The sequence below is a fragment of the Mammaliicoccus sp. A-M4 genome, assembly GCF_022386955.1.
GTDB lineage: Bacteria > Bacillota > Bacilli > Staphylococcales > Staphylococcaceae > Mammaliicoccus > Mammaliicoccus lentus.
Genome location: NZ_JAJNHH010000001.1, coordinates 323,161 through 346,153 on the forward strand (window position 1 = coordinate 323,161; position 22,993 = coordinate 346,153).

General features: G+C 28.1%; 19 protein-coding genes. 3 read left to right on the top strand and 16 right to left on the bottom strand.

Going from position 1 to position 22,993, the window contains the following annotated elements; all coding sequences use genetic code 11:
• Positions 1 to 20: 20 nt before the first annotated feature.
• From LQ682_RS01785 to LQ682_RS01820, 8 genes are all read right to left on the bottom strand, one after another.
• Positions 21 to 2,648 carry a glycosyltransferase gene (locus LQ682_RS01785; protein ID WP_064211319.1) on the bottom strand — a complete coding sequence of 876 codons (2,628 nt, stop codon included), beginning with the start codon at positions 2,646 to 2,648 and terminating at the stop codon, positions 21 to 23.
• Entirely contained in the window at positions 2,645 to 3,601 is a 957-nt protein-coding gene (locus LQ682_RS01790; RefSeq protein WP_239723777.1) for a hypothetical protein, read from the bottom strand. The genes LQ682_RS01785 and LQ682_RS01790 overlap by 4 nt, the downstream gene beginning before the upstream one ends.
• Positions 3,602 to 3,618: 17 nt before the next feature.
• Positions 3,619 to 4,902 (bottom strand): nucleotide sugar dehydrogenase, encoded by a 1,284-nt coding sequence (locus tag LQ682_RS01795; protein WP_064211321.1) that lies wholly within the window; start codon positions 4,900 to 4,902, stop codon positions 3,619 to 3,621.
• Positions 4,903 to 5,099: 197 nt separating this feature from the next.
• Complete coding sequence (locus tag LQ682_RS01800) at positions 5,100 to 7,088, bottom strand: acyltransferase family protein (protein WP_239723778.1); 1,989 nt, start codon at positions 7,086 to 7,088, stop codon at positions 5,100 to 5,102.
• Between the two features lie 195 nt (positions 7,089 to 7,283).
• On the bottom strand, positions 7,284 to 8,156 hold the full coding sequence (gene galU / locus LQ682_RS01805; RefSeq protein WP_064205015.1) for a UTP--glucose-1-phosphate uridylyltransferase GalU: 873 nt from the start codon (positions 8,154 to 8,156) through the stop codon (positions 7,284 to 7,286).
• Between the two features lie 29 nt (positions 8,157 to 8,185).
• Positions 8,186 to 9,349, bottom strand: coding sequence for a glycosyltransferase (locus tag LQ682_RS01810; RefSeq protein ID WP_239723779.1), 1,164 nt, complete (start codon positions 9,347 to 9,349; stop codon positions 8,186 to 8,188).
• A 4-nt stretch (positions 9,350 to 9,353) separates the two neighbouring features.
• Positions 9,354 to 11,027, bottom strand: a complete 1,674-nt coding sequence (locus LQ682_RS01815; RefSeq protein WP_135031781.1) for a CDP-glycerol glycerophosphotransferase family protein — start codon at positions 11,025 to 11,027, stop codon at positions 9,354 to 9,356.
• A 190-nt stretch (positions 11,028 to 11,217) separates the two neighbouring features.
• Positions 11,218 to 12,678 carry a CDP-glycerol glycerophosphotransferase family protein gene (locus LQ682_RS01820; RefSeq protein WP_239723780.1) on the bottom strand — a complete coding sequence of 487 codons (1,461 nt, stop codon included), beginning with the start codon at positions 12,676 to 12,678 and terminating at the stop codon, positions 11,218 to 11,220.
• Between the two features lie 214 nt (positions 12,679 to 12,892).
• Between LQ682_RS01820 and tagD the strand changes: the two genes are divergently transcribed.
• Both tagD and LQ682_RS01830 read left to right on the top strand, forming a co-directional pair.
• Entirely contained in the window at positions 12,893 to 13,285 is a 393-nt protein-coding gene (tagD, locus tag LQ682_RS01825; RefSeq protein ID WP_216683091.1) for a glycerol-3-phosphate cytidylyltransferase, read from the top strand.
• Between the two features lie 82 nt (positions 13,286 to 13,367).
• Positions 13,368 to 14,267, top strand: coding sequence for a serine hydrolase domain-containing protein (locus LQ682_RS01830; RefSeq protein ID WP_239723781.1), 900 nt, complete (start codon positions 13,368 to 13,370; stop codon positions 14,265 to 14,267).
• A gap of 307 nt (positions 14,268 to 14,574) precedes the next feature.
• On the opposite strand, the gene LQ682_RS01835 is transcribed toward LQ682_RS01830, so the two are convergent.
• The 3 genes from LQ682_RS01835 to LQ682_RS01845 all read right to left on the bottom strand — a co-directional run bounded on the left by LQ682_RS01835 (position 14,575) and on the right by LQ682_RS01845 (position 17,574).
• Complete coding sequence (locus tag LQ682_RS01835; RefSeq protein ID WP_239723782.1) at positions 14,575 to 15,627, bottom strand: glycosyltransferase family 2 protein; 1,053 nt, start codon at positions 15,625 to 15,627, stop codon at positions 14,575 to 14,577.
• Between the two features lie 4 nt (positions 15,628 to 15,631).
• Positions 15,632 to 16,687 (bottom strand): CDP-glycerol glycerophosphotransferase family protein, encoded by a 1,056-nt coding sequence (locus LQ682_RS01840; protein ID WP_239723783.1) that lies wholly within the window; start codon positions 16,685 to 16,687, stop codon positions 15,632 to 15,634.
• Positions 16,688 to 16,770: 83 nt separating this feature from the next.
• Entirely contained in the window at positions 16,771 to 17,574 is an 804-nt protein-coding gene (locus LQ682_RS01845) for an ABC transporter permease (protein WP_239723784.1), read from the bottom strand.
• 204 nt (positions 17,575 to 17,778) lie between these two features.
• On the opposite strand from LQ682_RS01845, the gene tagH reads away from it, so the two are divergent.
• A complete protein-coding gene (gene tagH, locus LQ682_RS01850) occupies positions 17,779 to 18,573 on the top strand; it encodes a teichoic acids export ABC transporter ATP-binding subunit TagH (RefSeq protein WP_239723785.1) in 795 nt (264 codons plus the stop codon).
• Between the two features lie 195 nt (positions 18,574 to 18,768).
• On the opposite strand, the gene LQ682_RS01855 is transcribed toward tagH, so the two are convergent.
• The 5 genes from LQ682_RS01855 to LQ682_RS01875 all read right to left on the bottom strand — a co-directional run bounded on the left by LQ682_RS01855 (position 18,769) and on the right by LQ682_RS01875 (position 22,837).
• Positions 18,769 to 19,020 carry a hypothetical protein gene (locus tag LQ682_RS01855; protein ID WP_070045535.1) on the bottom strand — a complete coding sequence of 84 codons (252 nt, stop codon included), beginning with the start codon at positions 19,018 to 19,020 and terminating at the stop codon, positions 18,769 to 18,771.
• Positions 19,020 to 19,391, bottom strand: a complete 372-nt coding sequence (locus LQ682_RS01860) for a protein vraC (protein ID WP_231051452.1) — start codon at positions 19,389 to 19,391, stop codon at positions 19,020 to 19,022. The genes LQ682_RS01855 and LQ682_RS01860 overlap by 1 nt, the downstream gene beginning before the upstream one ends.
• Positions 19,354 to 20,502: a thiolase family protein gene (locus LQ682_RS01865; RefSeq protein ID WP_064205005.1), complete on the bottom strand. Its 1,149-nt coding sequence runs from the start codon at positions 20,500 to 20,502 to the stop codon at positions 19,354 to 19,356. Before LQ682_RS01865 ends, LQ682_RS01860 begins: the two co-directional genes overlap by 38 nt.
• Positions 20,484 to 21,854 (bottom strand): AMP-binding protein, encoded by a 1,371-nt coding sequence (locus LQ682_RS01870; protein ID WP_218688294.1) that lies wholly within the window; start codon positions 21,852 to 21,854, stop codon positions 20,484 to 20,486. Before LQ682_RS01870 ends, LQ682_RS01865 begins: the two co-directional genes overlap by 19 nt.
• A 134-nt stretch (positions 21,855 to 21,988) precedes the next feature.
• Complete coding sequence (locus LQ682_RS01875; RefSeq protein WP_016999624.1) at positions 21,989 to 22,837, bottom strand: WecB/TagA/CpsF family glycosyltransferase; 849 nt, start codon at positions 22,835 to 22,837, stop codon at positions 21,989 to 21,991.
• Between the last annotated feature and the right edge of the window lie 156 nt (positions 22,838 to 22,993).

The following is a 22,993-nucleotide window of genomic DNA, read 5'->3' on the forward strand; positions in this document are numbered from 1 at the left end:
ATTTATTAAAAATGTAAAAACTATTGTATTTCTTTTTTTAAATTTTCTACATAATTGATTAAATCATTATCTTCTGGTCTCTTATATTGATCGTATAAAGCATAAATATCTAAAAATCGCTTTATAGCTTCTGTTCTTTCTTCAGGTTTTACTTTTTCTAATCGTGGTAAATACCACCCTTTAACGTAAAAATTAAATCTATTTTCTAAATAAGAATTCATTAAATCATGTTTTTCATAAAATGGTATTCTTTCAATTTCTAACGCATAATATTTTTCGAATAATTTTTTTGATACTGAATTTGTAACGGACCCTGTTACAGCAGCATAATACATATGAATAACATCTTTAACTGCTTTTACTTTATTTGAATGTATCATCAATTCTTGGAAGAATAATGTATCCTGACCTGCAGCGCCTTCAATCATTTTAATATTATTATCTTTAATGATATCAGCTTTTATAATAAGAGCCTGTATACTTTGTGCTCTTAAACCACATTTTTTCATATATTTTTTAGGATCGTTAATTAATAATTTACCATCATTATATTTTGTTACAGTACCAGCATAGTTAAAAATAGCTCGACGTTTATTGTCTTCTTTTATAATATTTCCTATTACCATATCAACGTCTTTATTATTTTCGATTTCTTCTAATAATTTAGCATATCCGTCACCCGTCGCTTCATTGTCTGGGTCAAGATAAGTAATGTATTTTGTAGAAGCTAATTCTGCACCTTTATTTCGTGGTCTAGAAGCACTTCCAGAACCATCCTCGTATGCATGATAAACAATCTCTGGAAATCGACGTCTTAATCTATCAATTATCGCAATTGTTTCTTTATCAGTACTTCCATCATTTACAAAAATAATCTCCATATTATTAAATATAGAAGAACGTCTTAAACTTCTCATACATTTATCTTCTAAATATGTACCATTATTATGAATTGGTACAATCACGCTTAATTTTTTCTGTTGATTATTTTGACCGTATAAAGAAGGCTTATAAATTTCTGACTGATCAAGGTTGTATCCATTATTTGTTTCTTTTACTTCTAAATTTGAATCGATAACATCTCTATGATACATTGTTAAATATTTATTTTGTACTTTTTCTATATATTGGTGTGGTTCAGATTGTTCATCTTTAGTAACAAAATCTACATCAACATATTTAAAAGCTGAAATTAAATCTTCTAAATAATACTCTTCATATTGTATTGAATCATTCATAAAGGTTATAAAGTCATACTTTTCTTGTTCAGCTATAGATTCATTTTGCTCAATTACATCAAAATTAACATTGAGTTGTCTTCTCAAAATTTCTTCCATCTCTGGTGTTTTTTTATCAACAACTACTAAGATTAACATTTCTTTTTGAGATGGTTTCTTATCGATATAGCTAAAGATTTCATCTAACCGGTGATAAGTTGTATGATTACGCATCACACTTCTAATACTTTTAGCTTGCATATCATTTAATTCATAATTTTTATAGCCATTCATAATAGTAGCAACGTCTGATTCATGATTTACCATGAATATATTCGGAAATTGGTTATTCACACCTACTGAGTAATTAGATAATATTAAATTACCAAATGCTTGCAATTCAAAAATTCGATTAGCAAACATTGTTTCTGAATATTTAACTGAGTTTACGTTTATAGCCCACCTATATATTTTATGTATCTTCATCAATTCTTCATGATCAATGGGCATTGTTAAAAATGGTATATACTTCGATGGGAACTGATAACGTTCTCTTCTTAAAGGTAAATTACGATCTATAATTGTTAAGTCATTATCATTTTTAATCAATTCATCAAACATTCTAGCTGATTCTTGATTTCTAACTGGATACTTTTTAGTCCAGCTACCGGCAAATATAACATCATTATTATACTTTTGATTATCCTCTTTTCGAGTATCAATAGGGTTATGATAATGAGGATTAACACCAAATTGTAAGACATGGACATTTTCATTGTTACAATAAGCTTTATAATCCTCTACGACTTCAGCTGCTGATGTTAAAATGACATCACATTCTGTTGCGATATCTTTATACAGATGGAAGTTAACAGGGTCTTCTTTAGAATAAAATACTACAGGAATATCCATGCTTTTAGCTTTGCGTATACCTTCCATTAACAGTTGTCTTTTCTCACCATTAACAGAAGCTAAACCCGTCCAGCTATCGTCTATTCCTTTCCAAGTAGTTGCTACAATTAAGACATCCATATCTTGATTTAAACCTTTAAATTCACTATTTATATAGACGATATTGCCAATATCTTTAAATGAATTATATAAAAATTCATCTGCTACTAAACCTACGTTATACTCAGACTTTTTAAATATTCTAGATTTATAAGAAGAGATAGATTGAGATAAATATTGTTTATGGTTTTCAAGAAAATCTAATTTTGATTCCACTGCTACTCTTTTATAATAATTTTGATGATTTGTATTATCTTTTACTTTCTTTAGTTTATATATTGCATGCATATAATCATTTTCAACAATTTCTAAAACTTCTTTTAATTGTTGTGTTTTGCTTTTATCATCAAAGTTTGTAAGTTCGTTTTTAGTGGTTTGAATTGGAAGGTTTTCTTTTTTTGTCGATTTATTTATGTTCATCTCGATCTCCTCCTATTTCTCCAAGTCCAGTATTTCGTTTGGATTTTACCTAATTTTGAATTTCTTAAGTTATGGTATAACTGCTCATATCTACCCATATCTCCAGAGTTATTTGTATGTTTATATTTTTGTAAAGCAATATTTTCTTTTATAAGTTTAGTTATAGCAACCTTTGATTCATTACGCTCATCTTCAATTCTAGTAATAATATCAAGATTTTCTAATTCTTTTTCTGTATATGATTCATATGAGTAATTTTCCAAATGGTTAAATAACGTTATATCCTCAAAATCTGATATGCTAATCCAATATTTCTTTTTTTTAATTATGATTCGTGCTGACTGGGCTCTTGTAAAAACTAGATCAACTTTTACATTTTCACAATTAATACTTTCGGAGAGTAAATCTAACGTTATAGACTTGTTCAACGAACTATCTTGATATAATGTTGTTGATTGTTTAATTGCTGTATTAGTATTGCATACAATTGATCGATCAATATCTTTTGCATAAACAAAACCTGCAAACAATCCTTTATTAAACACCGCTTCTACTACTTCTCCTTCATATATATATAGTGCCCTAGATGAAAAGTTTTTCTCATTAAACAATAAATTATAATCGACTTTAAACCCTAATTCTCTATTTATTTGTGGTGCGTTAAAGTTAGATAAATCTACTCTAACTGTATCGAACGGTTTAGAAATCAATTTGATAGAATCTTTTAACTTAGTCCAACCTATCAAATTTGTACCTTGAGCAATTAAACCATATAAGTCGTCACCAATATGTTTTATTGAAATGACTTTCAATACTTTGTGTAAATATTGAGTTACTAAACCTACTGATATTTCTATATTATCAGCATCATAAATTTCTTGATTCTCTTTCTCTTTTAAAATTATTTGAAAACTTAATCCAGCATTAATATATGGATTATTTTTATCAATCATAATAGACCCCTCATTTTTTACTTATTGAATGAATATATATTTTCTTTACCAAAAGTATATAAATTACCGTAATTATAATATTGAGTATTATTAAAATCATTTTTAACGATATTTTTAGTATCAAATATAATTTTATCTCTCATACCTTCGAATTCATTATCTGTTAATGTTTTAAATTCAGAGTGATCGCTTAATATTAATACTAATGAAGCATCTTTCACTGCTTTTTGTACATTTTTTTCAACAAATGCCAACTCAACGTGAGGGTCATATGCTTCTATTTCTAAATCTGTTTCTTTTCTTAATTCATTGTATATATCAAACGCCGGAGATTCTCGTACATCATCTACATCTCCTTTATAAGTTAAACCAAATACAACAATTTTATTTCCATTTACTTCGTTCAATATTTTTTTAGATTCTTCTATAACGTATTGAGGCATTGAGCGATTAATCTTTCTACCTTCTTGAATTAAAGTAGTAGTTTCTGGATCTTTCGCAATAATAAAGTAAGGATCCACCGCTAAACAATGACCGCCCACGCCTGGCCCTGGTAAATGAATATTTACTCTTGGATGTTTGTTAGCCATTTTGATAACTTCTAGTACGTTAATATCTAAGTTGTTACATACCATAGCGAGTTCATTTGCTAAAGCTATATTTAAGTCACGGTACGTATTTTCCATCAATTTACTCATTTCAGCAGTTTTAGCATTCGTTTCAATCATTTCTCCTTGAACAAATGTTCCATAAACTTTTTTACCTGCTTCAACACACTCAGGTGTCATACCACCTATTATTCTATTATTATGTACTAGTTCATGTAGTATTTTTCCAGGCAATACACGTTCTGGACAGTGTACTAAATATATATCTTCACCTATTGTAAAACCTTGACTTTCAAGGTACGGTTTCACATGATCGTCAGTTGTTCTAGGTGCTATTGTTGACTCGACTATTAAAGTATTACCTTTTTCTAAATAAGGTACGATTGATTTAACAGCGCTCATGACAAGCGTAATATCACAAGATTCATATTCGTCATTATTATTAGGTGTCGGTACTGCGATGATGAATGTATCTGCTCTTTCTGGTTCTAAACTTGCTTTAAATTTATCTTTTGCAAGAACTTCTTCATATGCTTCTTGTAAACCTGGTTCTTCAATATGAATTTGTCCGTTATTTAATTTATCTACTGCTTCTTTATTGATATCTACACCAACTACATCTACACCATGCTTTGCAAACATAATTGAAGTTGGTAAACCAATATATCCAAGACCTATAGTTGTTAATTTCATATTATAACCATCCTTTAATAATAAATTGTTAAGCTATTACTTTTGTAATGTTAAATACATTGTAACGATTATAAAAGCAATAAACAGTCGATTAACAGATACTTAAGGAAGGGTTTACAGTCTTTTATCAAACTTTACAATTGCTAAACAATATAAAGTAAATAAATCACGAATATAAATAAAAAAGACTAGGAAAGTTAAGTCCCAGTCTTTTTTAAATATTTTTCTATATCTTCTTGAATTATCGGACCAAATGTTTTTGAATAAGTATTCGTCATGTGGCCTTTATCCATGTATACGACGACATTACCGATTACAGGTACGAATTGTCCGTTTTTCTTAAAGTATTTTGTATAATCTACATATTCTGTGTTTTTAGGTTTTTCTTTTAATTGATCCCATTTTGATGTTTTCGGCAATCTATTTTTTGCATTCATTTTTTTGATTGTTTCTTTTTCACCGACCTTTTCTAATGTTTCAGGTACATTAAATTCATATCTGGGATTATCTCTTATTGCTAAAATAGGCTTCTTAGTATCAGTTATGTTATTAAATTGTTCAATTTGTAATGGATCTACTTTACCATTTATATCTGAACTGACATCTGCAGTTGTTACAACTAAGTCGATATCTTGTTTCTCAATTTCTTTTATTAAATTCTTATTCCATTCTGTACAGTCTTTATCAGCATCATTTGTTGTAAGTACACATCCTGATTTAGTCATATTTAATACTCGATAATTTTTTTCTTTTGCTGCTTGTTGTAATGCGCCTAGCCAATGTTCAGCATGTGAACTTCCGACTAATGCGATTGTTTTATCATAATTTTCTTTTTCTCCATATTCTCCAACGAGTACTTTGGATTTACCAATTGCTTGATGCACTTTATCTTTAGATGAATCAGGTGTTTCATCTCGAATATCTGAAAAGTTTGGTATATGTTCACTTTCGTTGTTACCTTGCATTTTTTTATCTATGGCCATAGCTCCTGGATAAGTCTTACTTAATGCTTCTTTTTCTTTATCAAATGGAGAGTTTAAAATGATTACGTATAACGCTGCTAATACACATATATTTACCGCTAAACCTACTCCCATTTTTTTGAATGAATTTTTATCATTTTGATTTGTTCTAATAGGTTTTTCAATATAGCGTGTCATTAAATATGACAACAGCCATGATAGTATAATAATGCATATTCCTATAAAAACCCCTGGTCGATTATCATTATGATATTGATAAAACGATAAAATAACCCAATGCCATAAATATAAACCAAATGATAAACCACCAATTTTAACCATTGCTGGTGAACCTAAAAATCTTTTTACACCGAATTTAGTTTCGTGATTTCCTGAAACTAATATGAATACGGCACATAACATTGGCCATAAAGCGATATAACCAGGAAACATTGTAGATACGTCAAATAATATTCCTGTTAGTATAAGTCCAAATAGACCGACCCAACCGATTATACTCGCGATATATCTATTCACTTTAATTTTGGATAAATTAATTGCTAACAAACCACCTAAAGAAAATTCCCATACTCGTGTAAAAGTATGAAAATATGCCCACGGTTGGTTTACATGGGTTAAATAAATTGAATATATGAGAGATGTTACAAATATAGTCCCTAAAAATAAATTCATGATATTAATAATATTTAAGTTTTTCTTCTTTTTATATAACAAAAATATTGCGCTAAATAAAATAAACCAAATAATATAAAATTGACCTTGTATTGACATGGCCCAAAAATGTTCAACGGGTGTTTTCATCTGATCTTTATCTAAATAATCTGTACTAGATAAAGCGAGTTGCCAATTTTGATAATAAAATAAAGAAGCGAATATTTCTTTAATTGTTTTTCCTAAAATAGATTGTGGTAAAAAGAAAAAACTCAGAATTGCTGTAACACATATCACAGTTAATACCGAAGGGAATAAGCGCTTTATTAAACCTTTAATATAGGGTAAAAATTTAAATTCACCTTCTTTATTGTATCTTGAAATAATAGAGGTTGTGATTAGAAACCCTGAAACAACAAAGAAAACATCTACGCCTCCGGACACTTTACCAAACCATATATGATATATGGCAACGAGTAGAGCTGCAACTACTCTTAAACCTTCTATTTCTGGCCTGAATTTATGTTCTATGACAATCGGGTTATTAACCATATTCAAAACTCCTTAAAATATTATACAAAGGTAAGTATATCTTTAAGAAAATTGAATATAAAGGTTAATATATAAAATTTACAATATCTTAATACTAAATTAAAAATAGAACAAAATAAAAATATTTTTTCCTAACAAATATCAACAAAGCAATAAAAAAGTCCGAGACATTATTCATGTGCCGGACTTTTTTTATTATTTAATATCTAATGATTTAATAAATTCTTTAACATCTTCTGACATTTCATCGTTGTTTAATGCAAATTGAATTGTTGTTTTTACAAATCCAAGTTTCTCTCCAACATCATGACGTTCCCCTTCAAAATCATAAGCAAAAACTTGATCATCTTGGTTTAATCTTTCAATAGCATCAGTCAATTGGACTTCTCCACCTGCTCCTATTTCTTGATTTTCTAAGTAATCAAAAATATCGGGTGTTAATACATATCTACCCATTATAGCTAAGTTAGATGGTGCTGTCCCTTCAGCTGGCTTTTCAACAAACTTCTTTACTTCATACAATCTGTCTTTCGTTAAAATCGGGTCTACAATACCGTAACGGTGTGTATCTTTATAATCTACTTCTTGTACACCAATGACTGATTTACCTGTTTTATTGTATTGTGTTATAAGTTGTTCGATTGCTGGTACTTCTGACTCAACAATATCATCACCTAATAGTACAGCAAATGGTTCCCCGCCTACAAATTGTTTAGCAGACCATATAGCATGACCTAATCCTTTTTGTTCTTTCTGTCTTACATAGAACATATTAGCTAAATTTGTAGCATGTTGAACTTTATGTAATAATTCATGTTTATCTTTTTCTTTCAGGTTAAGTTCTAGTTCTAACTGATTATCGAAGTGATCTTCAATCGCTCTTTTATGTTTACCAGTCACAATAATGATATCCTCTATACCTGCTCTTACCGCTTCTTCAACGATATATTGAATTGTTGGCTTATCTAATATTGGCAACATTTCCTTTGGCATTGCTTTTGTTGCTGGTAGAAATCTCGTTCCTAAACCTGCTGCTGGAATTATAGCTTTTTTAACCTTCTTAACCATAGTCATTCTCCTTTAACATCAATCAATAACTATTTTATCTCTTTTATATCTTTTATAAATTGTGTATATATAATATTTTCGTCAAACTCTTTTACTTTTTGCTCAGCATGATTGATTATATTTTGTATATTTGAATCTTCATAGTTTTGCATAATATGAGTTAAACGATTGCTAAAACTTATTATATCATTTTTATCTATTAAATAGCCATTCACTTCATTATCTATAAGAAATTCTGGACCATAACAATCGTGAAATCCTATTACTACACTTTGTTGTAACATCGCTTCTAATATAACTAACCCGAACCCTTCTACTCTCGAAGGCACTGCAGTAATTTTACTTGTAGATAATACTTTAGATAATTCATTAGTTGTTTCTTTAATCTCTACAATATCTTCAATATTATATTCATTAATTTGTTTCAAGTATTGATTCTTTTCTTGACCTGATCCATATAAATGTAATTTATAATCCAAGTCTCTCATTGTTTGTTGTATATTATTGATACTTTCAATTAATAAATCGAAGCCCTTTTCATGTTCAAAACGTCCTGCCGCTACAATCAGATTTTCTTTTGGCATACTGTATTTATGTTCTTTTAATATATTAGGAACAATAATAACAGGTGTATGTTTCAACTCTTGTTGATAATCCAATTGATCCTCACTCGTAAGCGTCGTGACAATATCTAAGTTTTCATATCCTTGAATTAAATCATCTTGATATGCTTCTTCATGAGCATGCAAATACATATGTTCCATACCTACTTTAAGAATGTTACGAGGGGCAAATTCTGCAACAAGTAAATTATAACTTGCCCTTGTACCTATAAGAACATCTGTATCAACACGTTTTATAGCTTTTATTAATTTCTTTTCAATATAACTTGAAAACTGATAAAATCCAGGTTCATATTTATTAATAACTTTTGGTCTTATAAATGATGTATATTTATTAATTCTATTCATTACTACATTTTGTATACCTTTAATTGACCTCTTATATTCTATTACAGGTATAATTTCAATTTGTTTATTTAAATTAAAGTATGGATTTGAAGCTGCTTTAAAAACAGAAATAATCCTAACTTTATGCCCTTTTTCACTTAGTACATTTGCTAAATTCGATATTGATTTAGTTGTACCGCCCATATGATAAATATTATGCACGATAAATGTAAAAGACTTCATGTCATCACCTATTTTTATTCATATGTTTATCAATTATACTTTGTATTGTTTCATATGAATGATTATTTTTATTAATATATTTGCTATTTACTTTAATATAATGTTGATTTGATATTGCTTCAAACATTTTATTAGATTCAAAATATTGATTTTGATTAACTGTATTAAATACTTCTTCATATAAGCCACGATGATATTTATACGATTCAAAGTCAGGTGTATATAAGTATACTTTCTTATCAATCGTCAATGCATCAAATATAATCGAAGAATAATCACTTATTAACATATCAGCAACAAGTATTAATTGCTGCGTTTCATAATCTAATGGATCAATATAATTTGTTTTTTTTATATTTTTATCTTCTATATGACATTTATAAATAATATTATAATGATCAGTAATTTCTTTTGGAAACTCCAATAAATATTGCTCTTCTTTATTATCTCTCCATGTAGGCACATATAATATCGTTTGTTTATGATTATTTAATTGTAAGTCTTCTTTTATTTGACTAATCAATTGGTTATCCTCATTATGCTCTATCAAAAATTGATTTCTTGGATATCCACTGCTTATTATTTTAGTTTCTTGCATAGGAAAAGCAGTATTGAATACTGAATTAATCTCTTTAGTATCAGTAATGAAATAGTTATGTTTAATCAACTTATTATATTTACGTGCTCTATAATTATATATATTTTTATTTTGATGAAGTTCATTACTATCTAAAAATAGCTTTTTAATTGGCGTACCATGCCACAATTGTATGATAGTGCCATTTGGTTTTAAACCGTCAGGTATATAGCTTTCTAGTACTAATACTTGTGCTTGTTCAATTAAGTTTTGAGTTTCAGAATGTTGGGGAGAAACAAAACTTTCACCTTGCTGTTCATCTGTAATGAAATATACAGTAAAGTTCGTATGATTTTTTATATATTCAAATAAATATTTAGAATTTCCTCTGTAGCCATAGTCAAATCCTAAAAATACAATATAAGGTTTAATAGCATCCTTATTTTTATGATATATATTAACTGCATTTTTCTGTTTCATTAATGATTGATGATGCATCTTCAAATAGATTTTATTAGGTAATTTGAAATACGAACGGTACATTACCTTATCTATCATTCTAGCATTATTAGGTAAAGTTGTATTCTTCCTATTAAATTGCGCCTTTTGATTGTTAAGTAATAACCATTTATTTAAATAAAAATGATTAACATAATCATCATCTTCATAATTATTTAAATCTAAATAATTATTTGAAGATTTCTCATCAAAGTCGAAAATGACATGACCATTGATGAATATATTTTCTAATTCAACAACAGCTTTAACACATATATCAAGAAGGCTCGCCCACTCATGACGGTCAATCAACCATTTCAAATCTTCTACTTTAAAAATAATATTCGGATATAGAACATTATTACTAAACCACTTATTCGCAGTTATTTTTTCATCTCCAAAATAACGACAATCATTTATGTAATAACCATTCACGGTAAAATCTACAACAGCAGAATAATTATCTAAATTTAAAGTTTCTAGAACATCTTTATTAATTTTAGTAGTATTTTCTTTTAATATGACATGTGAAATATCAGAAGAAAGTTTATTAATTATTTCTATGATTTTTTCATCATTGTTCAATTCAATTATTTTAATCATATTACACCTCAACCTATTTCATACTTTTAATAAAATTGACTTACTCTTAACAATGAAACACTAACTAATGAAATAATACCTTTAATTAGATGCGAGTACAAACAGGTTATACGATACACACAATAAAAAGCAGAAAAAATTCAATCAATACGAATTTTTTCTGCTTTTATTTTTAAAATATCCTCTTTATTTATAGGATTTTAGTTACTTCATTACCAACTCTTTTAGTTGCTTCACCATCATCTAAATAATTATATTTTTTATTAAACATAATATAATTTTCATCATAAGGAAGTGAATCATATTCTTTATTTTCAATATATTTTATTAGGGCTTCGCTTTCTGTAAAGATTGGCCCTGGTATTCCTTCTTCATACGGAGTATAAAAGCCTCTAATATCACTTGCATACTCTTCTTTGTCATATGCAAAAAATAAAATAGGACGTTTTAAATTAGCATAATCAAAATATACCGAAGAATAGTCTGTAATCAGTATATCACTCATTAAAAATAACTCGTTTATATCATTTGCATTTGATAAATCATAAATATTGTTGTGTTTATCTAAATCTAAATTTTCAGAAACTAAATAATGGGCACGAATAATTAATATATATTCATTACCAAGTTTTGAATTAAAATCTTCCAAATCTAATTTTAAGTTAAAATTATACTGACCTATTTGTTCTCTATCATTATCTCTCCACGTAGGTGCATATAATACAACTTTTTTATCAAAAGGTATATTATGTTTTTTCTTCAACTCATTTATATAACTTTTATGATTCAAATTAATTAAGTCATCATTACGAGGATAACCTAACGTTAATATTTGATCCTCTTTCAATTTGAAAGCTGATTTGAATCTACTTGTAGCAATTTCACTAGGTGATATTAAATAATCCCATCGCTCAGTTTCTTTTTTGAAACTATATAAATATTCTTCCAAAGTGATACCCGGTATTGATACAACAGTTTGATCATTCGCTAATTTTTTTAGCGGAGTTCCATGCCATGTTTGAATATAAATTTGATTAGACTTCTTTTCTATTTGGGGGGATAGTCTAGTATTAGATATCCATACCATAGACTTACTATATAACTTAAAATATCTTTTTGTATTTTTGTTCACCGTCTTAATATTTAAATTGTCTAATTCAGTTTTTAGTTTATCATTGTCAACCACTACTATATGTTCATATTCTTTTAATTGGTTAGATAAATATTGATAGAGTTTTTTAGGAGAATCAGAGAATGCTTTACCACTAAATGATTCATAAATAATATTATTCTTCAATTTTCTAGGTAAAATCATTGAAGAATAATAATTTGATCTCATTGAACTTAATGACTTTCTTATCTTAGAAAATAAGTAAGAAAAATAAAATTTTCCATGACTTATAGCTTTATTTTCTAAATATTTAAAGATACTTTTCTTTGAAGGTTTATATGCCATTTTATTTATTAATTGTACAAGTTGTTCTTTATTGTTAAGTATAAAATCATATTTATATGGAAAAAGAGGATTCAGTACTTTGTCTAAATACGTATTTAACTTAAAATTTACGTTCTGATCAATTTCATTCTTGTTATAAAATGTTATCGTTTCTCTAAATGATTCTTCTGTCATTAAAAAATGCTTCTTATCCATACATACTCCTCTTATCTAAGTTTTAACTATATTTTATATCTTATTATATTATACACTTACAATAAACACCATAAAACTAAAGCAATATGCTATAGTTCCACTAAATATAAAGTGTTTATTTTATACTTTAATCCGATTTTCGAAATATACAAATTGTTTACATAATTTTATTTATGTATTAAGCTTTAATATATACTAAGCGAGGTGAAAAATAATGCGCAGAGTTATTACATATGGGACTTATGATTTATTACATTACGGTCACATTGAACTTTTGAGAAGAGCAAAGCAATATGGTGATTATTTAATCGTTGCTCTGTCTACTGATGAGTTTAATAAGCTAAAAAACAAAAAGTCTTACTATAATTACGAACAAAGAAAAATGATGCTTGAATCCATTAGATATGTTGACTTAGTTATCCCTGAGAACATTTGGGAACAAAAAGTTGATGATGTAAAAACTTTCAAAGTGGATACTTTCTTAATGGGGCATGATTGGGAAGGCGAATTTGACTTCTTAAAAGACGAATGCGAAGTTATTTATTTAAAAAGAACAGAAGGTATTTCAACTACTCAAATTAAAAAAGAATTATATGGCAACGAATAGAACACATTATGTGTTCTATTTTTAAAAGGAATAATGTAAAATATTAGAAGTAATGTATTTATAAGTAAAATAGGAGTAACAGATGAAAAATATACTATTAATATTAATGAGTTTAATCATTATAGCTTTAATCGTTTATATTACATTGAACCTCAAATGTTCAAAAGTGGAGGTTCAACAATCAAAACCTATTGCTTCAACCCAAAAGAAAAAAAGTGACACAAAAGATAAAAATAGCGCTACTAATAAAGAAGCTTACAAACGAAAAGATGATGATCCATTATATAAAGATGTCGATGCATATTTAAAATCAATAAATTTTAATGGAAATGTCACAATATATAGAAAAGATAATACAATATTTTCAAAAGCATATGGTCAAAAAAGCATAGAACAGAATATACCTAATGATGAAAATTCAATGTATCTTATTGGTTCTGCAAACAAATTTTTAACTGGAATAATGCTAAGACAATTAGAAGATGAGGGAAAGATTAATATAAATGATAATGTTAATAAATATATACCTAACTTCCAGAATTACTATGCAATTACAGTTAGAGATTTAATTTTTCATCAAAGTGGTTTAGCTAAATTCTCACCTAATTCCAATAGTTTTGGTTTAGACAGTGCAATTGAAAGCATTAAACAAAAAGGTGTTTTACCAGAGAAATATCATCAATATAATTATAATGATGTCAATTACATAACAATTGCGAAAATAATAGAAGTTGCTACAAATAAATCCTTCGAACAGAATTTAAAAGAAAGAATTATTAAAAAGGCAAATTTACACTTTACTTCAAGGTATAATGATTTGGAACATGAAAAATATTTGGTGCGTGGCTATAAATCCCAGCCGACTCAAAATATTCATACACCTACATATAATTTAGACAAATATGACGGCGCTGGTAATGTATATATGTCAACAAATGACATGACAAAGCTTATACACGCCTTTAGAACAAATCAATTATGAAATAAAACAGCAACCCAAAGTTTATTATCAGAAGATGGTAAAAATACTTATCCCAAACCTTATAGATATGGTTTTTATCAATACAAGCACCACCAAAGATTTAGAGGAATATTTTTTGGTAATGATGTAGTGGCATATTCAAATAATAATTACATTATAACACTAGCTTGTAATAAACTTGATCAACCTTATGATGGAAACACTGAAAAAACATTAGAATATATCTATATTAATATATTAAATCAATCAAAATAAAAAAATGAAGTAATCTATATATAGATTACTTCATTTTTTATACCAATAAACATTAATGAGCTGATTTACTATTTTTATTTTTCAAATCTCTTAATGTCATTTTAGTTTTTAATTTTATTGCTTTCATTTGGTAACTTCTGTATGTTTTTTTAGTATGATACATGTTTAATGCTCTAGATATACTAACAAATTTGTTATGTCCTACATGAGTAGATATTGCTAATACTATGTCTTTTAATTTCTCTTTGTGCTCGTTATCTACATCTTTAATTACTTTTAAATAATTGGTCGCTGCATCAAGTAAACTATTTAAATTCTCTGTTTTTAAGTAATTATTTCTAATTAAGAAATATATGATTAGATAATCCATTCTATAACTATAATATTGGGATACATTATCCTCTAAATTCTTTAATATATTTAGAGTTCTTTTTCTCACTTTAGTTGCATCATTTAAATACTTATCTATATTTTTATAACTTGTTGCTACGATTGAATCTTCATTTCCAATATTATATAAATAAGTTAATTCATCTATAATTGTTATCTTACTATTAGCCCAAGCTGTTAAATTAAATGTATGTTCCTCACAAAATGTGATATCTTCATCAAATCTTATATTTTCTAATACTTTCTTTTTATATAATTTGCCATATGGACCTATAGATTGAATAACTTCTGGAGAATGATTTAAATCTGTATCTGAGATTGGCTTCAAGTCATTAAATGTCTTAATAGGTCGTACTTCTTCACCTACTAGATGTGATATTTGCCCAACGACAATATCAGTATTATTTGCTTCTATTGCTTCCACCATTTTATCTACGATGCCCTCACCTAACTTATCATCAGCATCACAAAACATAATGTATTCGCCAGTCGCTATACTTATACCTTCATTTCTTGTCGCTGCAGCACCTTTATTTTCTCTATTTAACAGGACAATATTATCTTGAGATAAATCACTTATTACTTCTGCACTTTTATCTTTAGAACCATCATTAATACAAATAATTTCATGGTCATATGTACTGGAAATAGATGCTATTGTTTCTTTTATTGTATTTTCAGCGTTGTAAACAGGGATAATAATACTTACTTTCATAACATCATTCATCCTTTTGTATAAAATTTATTAACTTTTCAGTTGCATTAAAATCTGTATATTTATGCCACATTGGTTTTATATCTTTATTTATTTTGTTTTGATTTACAAGTTCGAACAATTCGTCTTCATTAAATGCTTTGTTCATCTTTGTCATTTCATAATAATATTCATTTAAACCTCTTTTTTCATTATACATATCTTCATCATAACTATAAAAAATAATAGGTTTATCTAATAAAGAAGCTTCTACACTTAAAGAACTATAGTCTGTAATAATTACATCAGCTATTTCAACTAAAGTTTGGATATCTCGACTGTCTGATTTCTCACTATTTATACTAGGATGTAGTTTAGTGATTAATTGATATTCAGGACATGCTTGTTCAAATGCTTGTTTATTTATAGTTACAATTTCATCTGTATAATCTCTGTATGTTGGAACATATAACGCTATCTTTTTATCTTGTTTAGGTCTCGTTATTTTATGCTTATATTGATCTAATCTTGGTAAACCAAATGGTAACATTTGCGATTCTTTAGCACCAAGGCTTCTTATAAATATATCTTTCATGATATCTGAGCTAACTAAATAATAATCTGTAAATTGATAAACGGATAAATAATTTTTAATTTGTCGTTTATTATTTTGATTAATACTTTTGTCTTCAAGCCCAAATGTTTTTAGAGCTCCAGCTGCATGCCATGTTTGAATAATTTTTTGGTTTTTATTTTTTTTAATTCCGCCTAATAATAAATAATATGTATCGATAATTACTGTTTTACTACTTTTAATAGCTTTAATTTGTTGATATAAGTATTTGTTTTTCAAATTAATTACATTTTCAACATCTATTGATTCTATTTCTTTCATCCATCTTGGATGTGCAATAATCGTTATTTTATAATTTTCTTGCTTCAATGCTTTAATAATCGGTAAAACGTCTTCTTTAAATGTCATAAAAACGACCACATGGTCTTGCTTAATTTTATGATTAATAAGCTTATCCAAGCCATATAATAAATACAAATATATTTGTTTAATGATATTTCTTAACATAGTTACACAACCTACCTAACTTAAGTTGAATTTACAAAATAAGGATTACCCTTTTGAGCAATCCTTATTTGAATTATTTAGATTTAAATAAAGTCAGCAAATCTTTGTCTAAATTTAACATGTAGTATCGATCCAATTACAAAGAATAAAGCAATGACGGAGACATTATAAAGAGCTAGTCTCCAATGCTCAACTATGTACCAATAATCATATAATATTGATGCCCTATAAGCCTGAGCGTAAAAGTATACCGGATTAAATTTCATTAACATTTCTACTATAGAACCTTTATTAGGTACGAATAGTATTGGCGATAAGTAAAATAACATTCTCAGAACTGCCTGCATAGCCATTTGAGTATCTCGAATTAACACACCTAAAGTTGAAGTTAACATTGAAACAGAGAAAGCAAATGCATATACCATTGGTAAATATATAACTAATTGAAAAACATAAACAGAAGGGAATATTCCTGTAGTCATACAAATTAAAATAATAACTAAAACTAAAATAATATGTCCATAAAACCTACTTGTTAAAATATAAGCAGGAATTGCTGATAAAGGAAAATTCATTTTTGCTACTTGGTTAAATTTGGTGGATATAGATTTTGTGCCTTCAAGAATACCCTGGTTTACAAAGAACCACATACTAATACCTACTAATAGCCAAAATATAAATGGTATCCCATCTACCGGTGCGTTTTGACGTATACCGAAACCAAATGCAAACCAATAAACACCTATTTGTAGAATAGGGTTAATTAACTCCCAAGCTAGACCTAGATAATTATCATGGTTAGAAATTTTCAATTGGAATCGTGCTAACCTTTGAATTAAATAAAAGTTTTTAAAGTGTTCCTTTATCACTGTTAATACAGCTTGCATTAATATCACTCTTTCGCTTTTACATTTATAACCTAATCATAAATATAGCATCATTTTACGTTAGATGATATATTTATAACGGTTAATAACAGAATTATAGAACATATATAATTTACATTATTCTCACATAATTTACAATAAATTTACTAAATCGATAAAATAATGCATAATAGATATGTTACTAATTTTAAGGAATGGATACAAATGAAAGAATCAGTAGTTATTAAAAACTTAACAAAAGAATATAAAATTTTCAGAACTAATAAAGAAAGATTACAAGACGTTTTTATTCCAAATTTTAAGTCTAAACGCTTTTTTGCATTAGAAGACATTACATTTACTGCCTATGAAGGAGATATCATCGGTCTAGTCGGTATTAACGGATCAGGCAAATCAACATTGAGTAATATTATTGGCGGTTCATTACAGCCCACTGAAGGTATTATAGAACGTCATGGCGATGTAAATGTTATAGCAATCAATTCTGGTTTAAATGCACAATTAAATGGTATTGATAATATTGAATATAAGATGCTTTTATTAGGATTTACTAAAAAAGAAATTAAAAAACTGACTCCTGAAATTATCGAATTCTCAGAACTAGGCGAGTTTATATACCAACCGGTCAAGAAATATTCTAGTGGTATGAAATCTAAGCTTGGTTTTGCAATAAATGTCACGGTTAATCCTGATATTCTTGTAATTGACGAGGCTTTATCAGTCGGAGACCAAACATTTACTAAGAAAAGTTTAGACAAAATGAACCAATTTAAAGAAGCTGGAAAAACAATATTCTTTGTAAGTCATAATATTAATCAAGTTAAAGATTTCTGTACAAAAATAGCTTGGATCGAAGGGGGAAGACTGAAAGAATTTGGTGATACAGAAGAGGTGCTACCAAAATACCAATCCTTCCTAAAAGAATTTAATAAAAAATCGGCTAATGATAAGAAAGCTTTTAAAGACGAATTAGATGCTACAAGATTTTACGTTAAATAAAAAGATTTCATACTCCCACCCTAATAGCAGAGACTGAGACATAAATGAATGCCTCAGTCTCTTTTGTTATATTGGAAGTAGCTGACTGGATTAAAAATGTACTTATCTCAAGTTTTTTCAACCCTAGTCATTCTTGGCAAGACAATTCTACGAAATCTTTCAAAAAAAATTTTCTGTCCCGTTCCTACTTTTTTATTAACATTTCATTATTTCTATCTTTGTTACACCTTCACTATTTGAACATCTTATTAACGTTTCTTGTTCTTCTTTATATAACTTTTCATTTATTGAAATTGGTTGTTTATATTTTATTTTGAAACTATTCCATTCAACGTTATGTAATAGCCACTCACAAACAAGTTGTCCTGGAACAATTTCATCATGTACTGGGTTTGAATCCTCAATCAATTCTAAATAGTTTTGAACCATTCGATGATCAAACTTCATTAATATTCACTCTTTTCGACAAATGTTTGTTTTATTTTTAAATAAGTTGTTTTATCTTTTGAAATCATTAAGCAAAATGTATGCAGTTTATATTTTTTTAATTGCTTTGAAGTCTCTTTATATAATGTTGCATTATATGGGATGTCTACTTTTAATCCTTTGTATGAATTAACTTCAGTTTCTCTTAATAAAATTTCCTTATTAATATAGCGACTAAATATTTTGAATTTAGGCCAAACTTTTGCAATATATAATGGTGGAACATAAAGACTATCCTCGTTTATAGAAACTAACATTTTATAATTTTCTACATCTTTAAGATTAAACGAAACTTCAATCTTCTCTTTTCCATCGTTTAAATAATGTCGCATGTCCCATACCGCCTCCTATACCCATCGTAGCTATGGAATATTCCATTTGCTTCATATGATATAATCTCGTTACTAGTTGTGCTCCACTAGCTCCGTATGGATGGCCTATTGCCAATGCTCCACCATAAATATTAAATTTAATATCTGGAATATTTAACAACTCTTTTGATGCTAGTACTTGTGAGCTAAATGCTTCATTAAATTCAACGACATCAATATCTTTAATTGATAAATGTTCTCTTTTTAATAATTTTTCAACTGCTGGTACAGGTCCAATTCCTAACAAATTAGGATTCACGCCAGAAACAGCACTATTCACAAATTCTAAACCTTCTTTATAGCCTAATGAAATAGCTTTCTCTTTACTCATAATAAGCAGCAATACTGCGCCATCATTTTTCATACAACTATTACCTACTGAGACCGTGCCATTTTGAATAAATGGTTTTAATCTAGATAAAGTCTTTAAATTTAATCTAGGTTTTATACTTTCATCTTTATCAACAGTTTCATTTCTTACTTTTAGTGGTAAGATTTCTTGTAATAAATGTCCTTGTTTAATAGCCTGCAAAGTCTTTTGATGACTACTATAAGCATACTCATCTTGAGATTTTCGAGATACATTATATACTTGTGCAACATTTTCAGCCGCTTCAATCATAGAAGGATCGGATCCTTCTGATGCAAATGAAGCTCGCTCATAAAACTGTGGAGGTTCAGTTTCATATATTGATTGTGGTCGTTTTATTCTCCAAGGAGCTCTACTCGTGCTTTCAACACCTCCAGCTATATATACTTCTCCAGCATTTGCTTGAACCATCCTACAAGCATATGTAACAGCTTCTAATCCCGAGCCACATTGTCTATCTATCGTTACCCCCGGTATATGTTGTGATAGTTTAGCTTCTAATAAAGATTTTCTAGCTATATTTCCACCGTTCCCTATCACATTTCCCAAAACAACCTCTTCTAAGTACTCTATTGCTTCATTATGATTATCTTTCAAATAATTATAGAGTGGTTTTAATAATTCTTCAGGTTCCAAATGTTTAAGAATGCCGCCATATTTTCCAAAAGGAGTCCTTTTTGCTTCTACAATAACTGCTTCCATTTTGCACCGCCTTCTTTATAAGCCTCTTCTATCAAATTCCTAGCTATTTTATGACTAGATGTATATAAGAATTTTTGAATTTTAATGAGTTTTGATGGAATTTCATATCGGTTTAAACCTATGCTTAGTAATGTACGTTTCAATTCCACATGAGAAAGAAATGTACTTCCTTTATATAACAAAACCGCTATTTCACCAAATTTATTATGTTTCTCACTTAAAATCATTACCTCATCAATACCATCTAATTTAACTAGTTCTTGTTCTATGATTTCTGGGTAGATGTTTCTTCCTCCTATAATTAGCCGATTGCTTTCTCTACCGTATAAGTATAGTTCTCCGTTTTCAGAGAGAGAAGCCCAGTCACCAACCTTCACCCAATTTACTTCTATATTATCATCTAAATATCCGCTAAAAGTCATATCACTTTTAACGTACAATTTACCTATATTATTTTGATCTTTATCCTTTAATTTCACTTTCACACTTGGAAATAAATAGCCTACTGAATTATATGCTGCTTTACCATCTATATTATAACTAATAAAACTAGCTTCAGAACTTCCAAAAAACTCAATTAATTTAATTTCAGGATATAGTTCTTTAAATTTGTTGAACATTGGAAGAGAAAGTTTAGAACCAGAAGTAAATATAGTCTCAACTTTATTTAATTTTAGATTATGATTCATCATACTGTGTAACATTGTAGGTACTATAAACATTGCTTTTGAATCTGTATTTTGTTGTAATACTTTTGACAAAGACAACGTATCAAATTGTACCTGCCCAATAAATGCTCTACCAGTACATAGTGCATAGATCATAACATATAAAGATAATGAATGAGCATGAGGCCCTGGCGCAACTAACACATCGATATTATTATCAATTAACATATCATTGTATTCAAAAGATTTAACCCACGATTCATGATTTCTCAAATATGCTTTAGGTAATCCTGTTGTTCCTGAGGTAAATCCAATATGCAATATATTTTCTAGTTTTTCTTTATGTGGCACATTATATTTAAATACATTTGATTTATTATTAATCAATCCATCAAGGTTATATTCGTCGATTAAGGAATCCAATTTATCTTTGTTTAAATGAGGGTCAATTACACACGGTATTTGTTTATTGATTAAAATAGCAACATACCACTTTATAAATGATATTGGATTTTCTATAGCAATACCTATTTTCGCATTATTAGGAAATTGTTTTAATTTATAAACTAAATGATGTGAATCTTGCCATAATTTTTGATAGCTCACTTGGTCATTTCCAACAATCATAGCTGCATGTTTACTCTTGTTTACTACTTGTCTCTCAATTAATGATAATATATTCATAAAAGTGACTCACTTTCTAATTAAGTTAGTTTTATTTTATCACTTTCAAAAATAAATAATAAAAAATACCTTGTTATAAATTAAACTAATTAAATAGCTAATTCATATAACAAGGTATCTAAAATCATTTTGATTTATCTCGTCTTCATATAATCATGCTTGCCTTTCTTAGGCACTATACGTTTTTGAATTTGAACTTCTTTCATAAAGAGTGGTATTTTCATCGCACGTTCAACTCGTTTTAAATCTGTAATAATACGATATAACCATTCTAAGTTAAGTTTTTGAAAGACTTCAGGAGCACGTTTAACGTTACCACTAATAACATCAAATGAACCTCCTACACCCATCATAACTGTGTGTTCAAAATGGTGACGGTTGTAATAAATCCAATCTTCTTGTTTAGGGAAGCCCATTGCAACAAAAATAAAATCAGGATTAAATTTTTTTACTTTCTTCGTTACTTTATAATCTAATACATGTTTATAACCATGTTTATGATCAAATGTAATGTTAGGATATTGTTCTTCTAATATCTTTCTTGTTTCTTTAACGCCTTCTTTTGAAGAGCCGAGTAAGAACACCTTCTTACTACTAGCATTTGCGATATTCAACATTTCTTCCATTAATTCAATACCAGGTACGCGTTCTTTTAATGGTGTTTTTAAATATTTGGCAGCTTTCACAATACCAATACCATCTGGAACAATATAGTCTGCATGTTTAATGCGTCTTTGGTAATGGTTATTGTTATATGCATAGTGAGCAATCTCTGGATTTGCAGTTACGATAAAGAGATTATCAAATGTATCTTGATTGATAAAATATTTCACACGATCTAATATTTCATTTGCCGTTAGGTTTGCAAATGGCAAACCAAGCACATTAATCGTTTGTGGTTTTATAACATCGTAAGTATTATCTTTATTCAGTACTATTTGCTCACTCGCTCTACTTAAATCTTTTTCAAGCACTTTTGCCATTTGTCTCACCTCACATTCTTCACTATAATTTACACCATTTCCATAAATTTTACAACAATTTAACATTACAACAATTGGTTTCAATAAACATAATTCATTTAAATTGTTGAATTTTACTTGTAAAATCGAGTATGATGTATAATATGCAAAAATAAA

Coding starts and splice junctions, on each gene's coding strand:
- LQ682_RS01785 (WP_064211319.1), bottom strand. CDS start 2,648: ATGAACATAAATAAATCGACAAAAAAAGAAAACCTTCCAATTCAAACC.
- LQ682_RS01790 (WP_239723777.1), bottom strand. CDS start 3,601: ATGATTGATAAAAATAATCCATATATTAATGCTGGATTAAGTTTTCAA.
- LQ682_RS01795 (WP_064211321.1), bottom strand. CDS start 4,902: ATGAAATTAACAACTATAGGTCTTGGATATATTGGTTTACCAACTTCA.
- LQ682_RS01800 (WP_239723778.1), bottom strand. CDS start 7,088: ATGGTTAATAACCCGATTGTCATAGAACATAAATTCAGGCCAGAAATA.
- galU (WP_064205015.1), bottom strand. CDS start 8,156: ATGGTTAAGAAGGTTAAAAAAGCTATAATTCCAGCAGCAGGTTTAGGA.
- LQ682_RS01810 (WP_239723779.1), bottom strand. CDS start 9,349: ATGAAGTCTTTTACATTTATCGTGCATAATATTTATCATATGGGCGGT.
- LQ682_RS01815 (WP_135031781.1), bottom strand. CDS start 11,027: ATGATTAAAATAATTGAATTGAACAATGATGAAAAAATCATAGAAATA.
- LQ682_RS01820 (WP_239723780.1), bottom strand. CDS start 12,678: ATGGATAAGAAGCATTTTTTAATGACAGAAGAATCATTTAGAGAAACG.
- tagD (WP_216683091.1), top strand. CDS start 12,893: ATGCGCAGAGTTATTACATATGGGACTTATGATTTATTACATTACGGT.
- LQ682_RS01830 (WP_239723781.1), top strand. CDS start 13,368: ATGAAAAATATACTATTAATATTAATGAGTTTAATCATTATAGCTTTA.
- LQ682_RS01835 (WP_239723782.1), bottom strand. CDS start 15,627: ATGAAAGTAAGTATTATTATCCCTGTTTACAACGCTGAAAATACAATA.
- LQ682_RS01840 (WP_239723783.1), bottom strand. CDS start 16,687: ATGTTAAGAAATATCATTAAACAAATATATTTGTATTTATTATATGGC.
- LQ682_RS01845 (WP_239723784.1), bottom strand. CDS start 17,574: ATGCAAGCTGTATTAACAGTGATAAAGGAACACTTTAAAAACTTTTAT.
- tagH (WP_239723785.1), top strand. CDS start 17,779: ATGAAAGAATCAGTAGTTATTAAAAACTTAACAAAAGAATATAAAATT.
- LQ682_RS01855 (WP_070045535.1), bottom strand. CDS start 19,020: ATGAAGTTTGATCATCGAATGGTTCAAAACTATTTAGAATTGATTGAG.
- LQ682_RS01860 (WP_231051452.1), bottom strand. CDS start 19,391: ATGCGACATTATTTAAACGATGGAAAAGAGAAGATTGAAGTTTCGTTT.
- LQ682_RS01865 (WP_064205005.1), bottom strand. CDS start 20,502: ATGGAAGCAGTTATTGTAGAAGCAAAAAGGACTCCTTTTGGAAAATAT.
- LQ682_RS01870 (WP_218688294.1), bottom strand. CDS start 21,854: ATGAATATATTATCATTAATTGAGAGACAAGTAGTAAACAAGAGTAAA.
- LQ682_RS01875 (WP_016999624.1), bottom strand. CDS start 22,837: ATGGCAAAAGTGCTTGAAAAAGATTTAAGTAGAGCGAGTGAGCAAATA.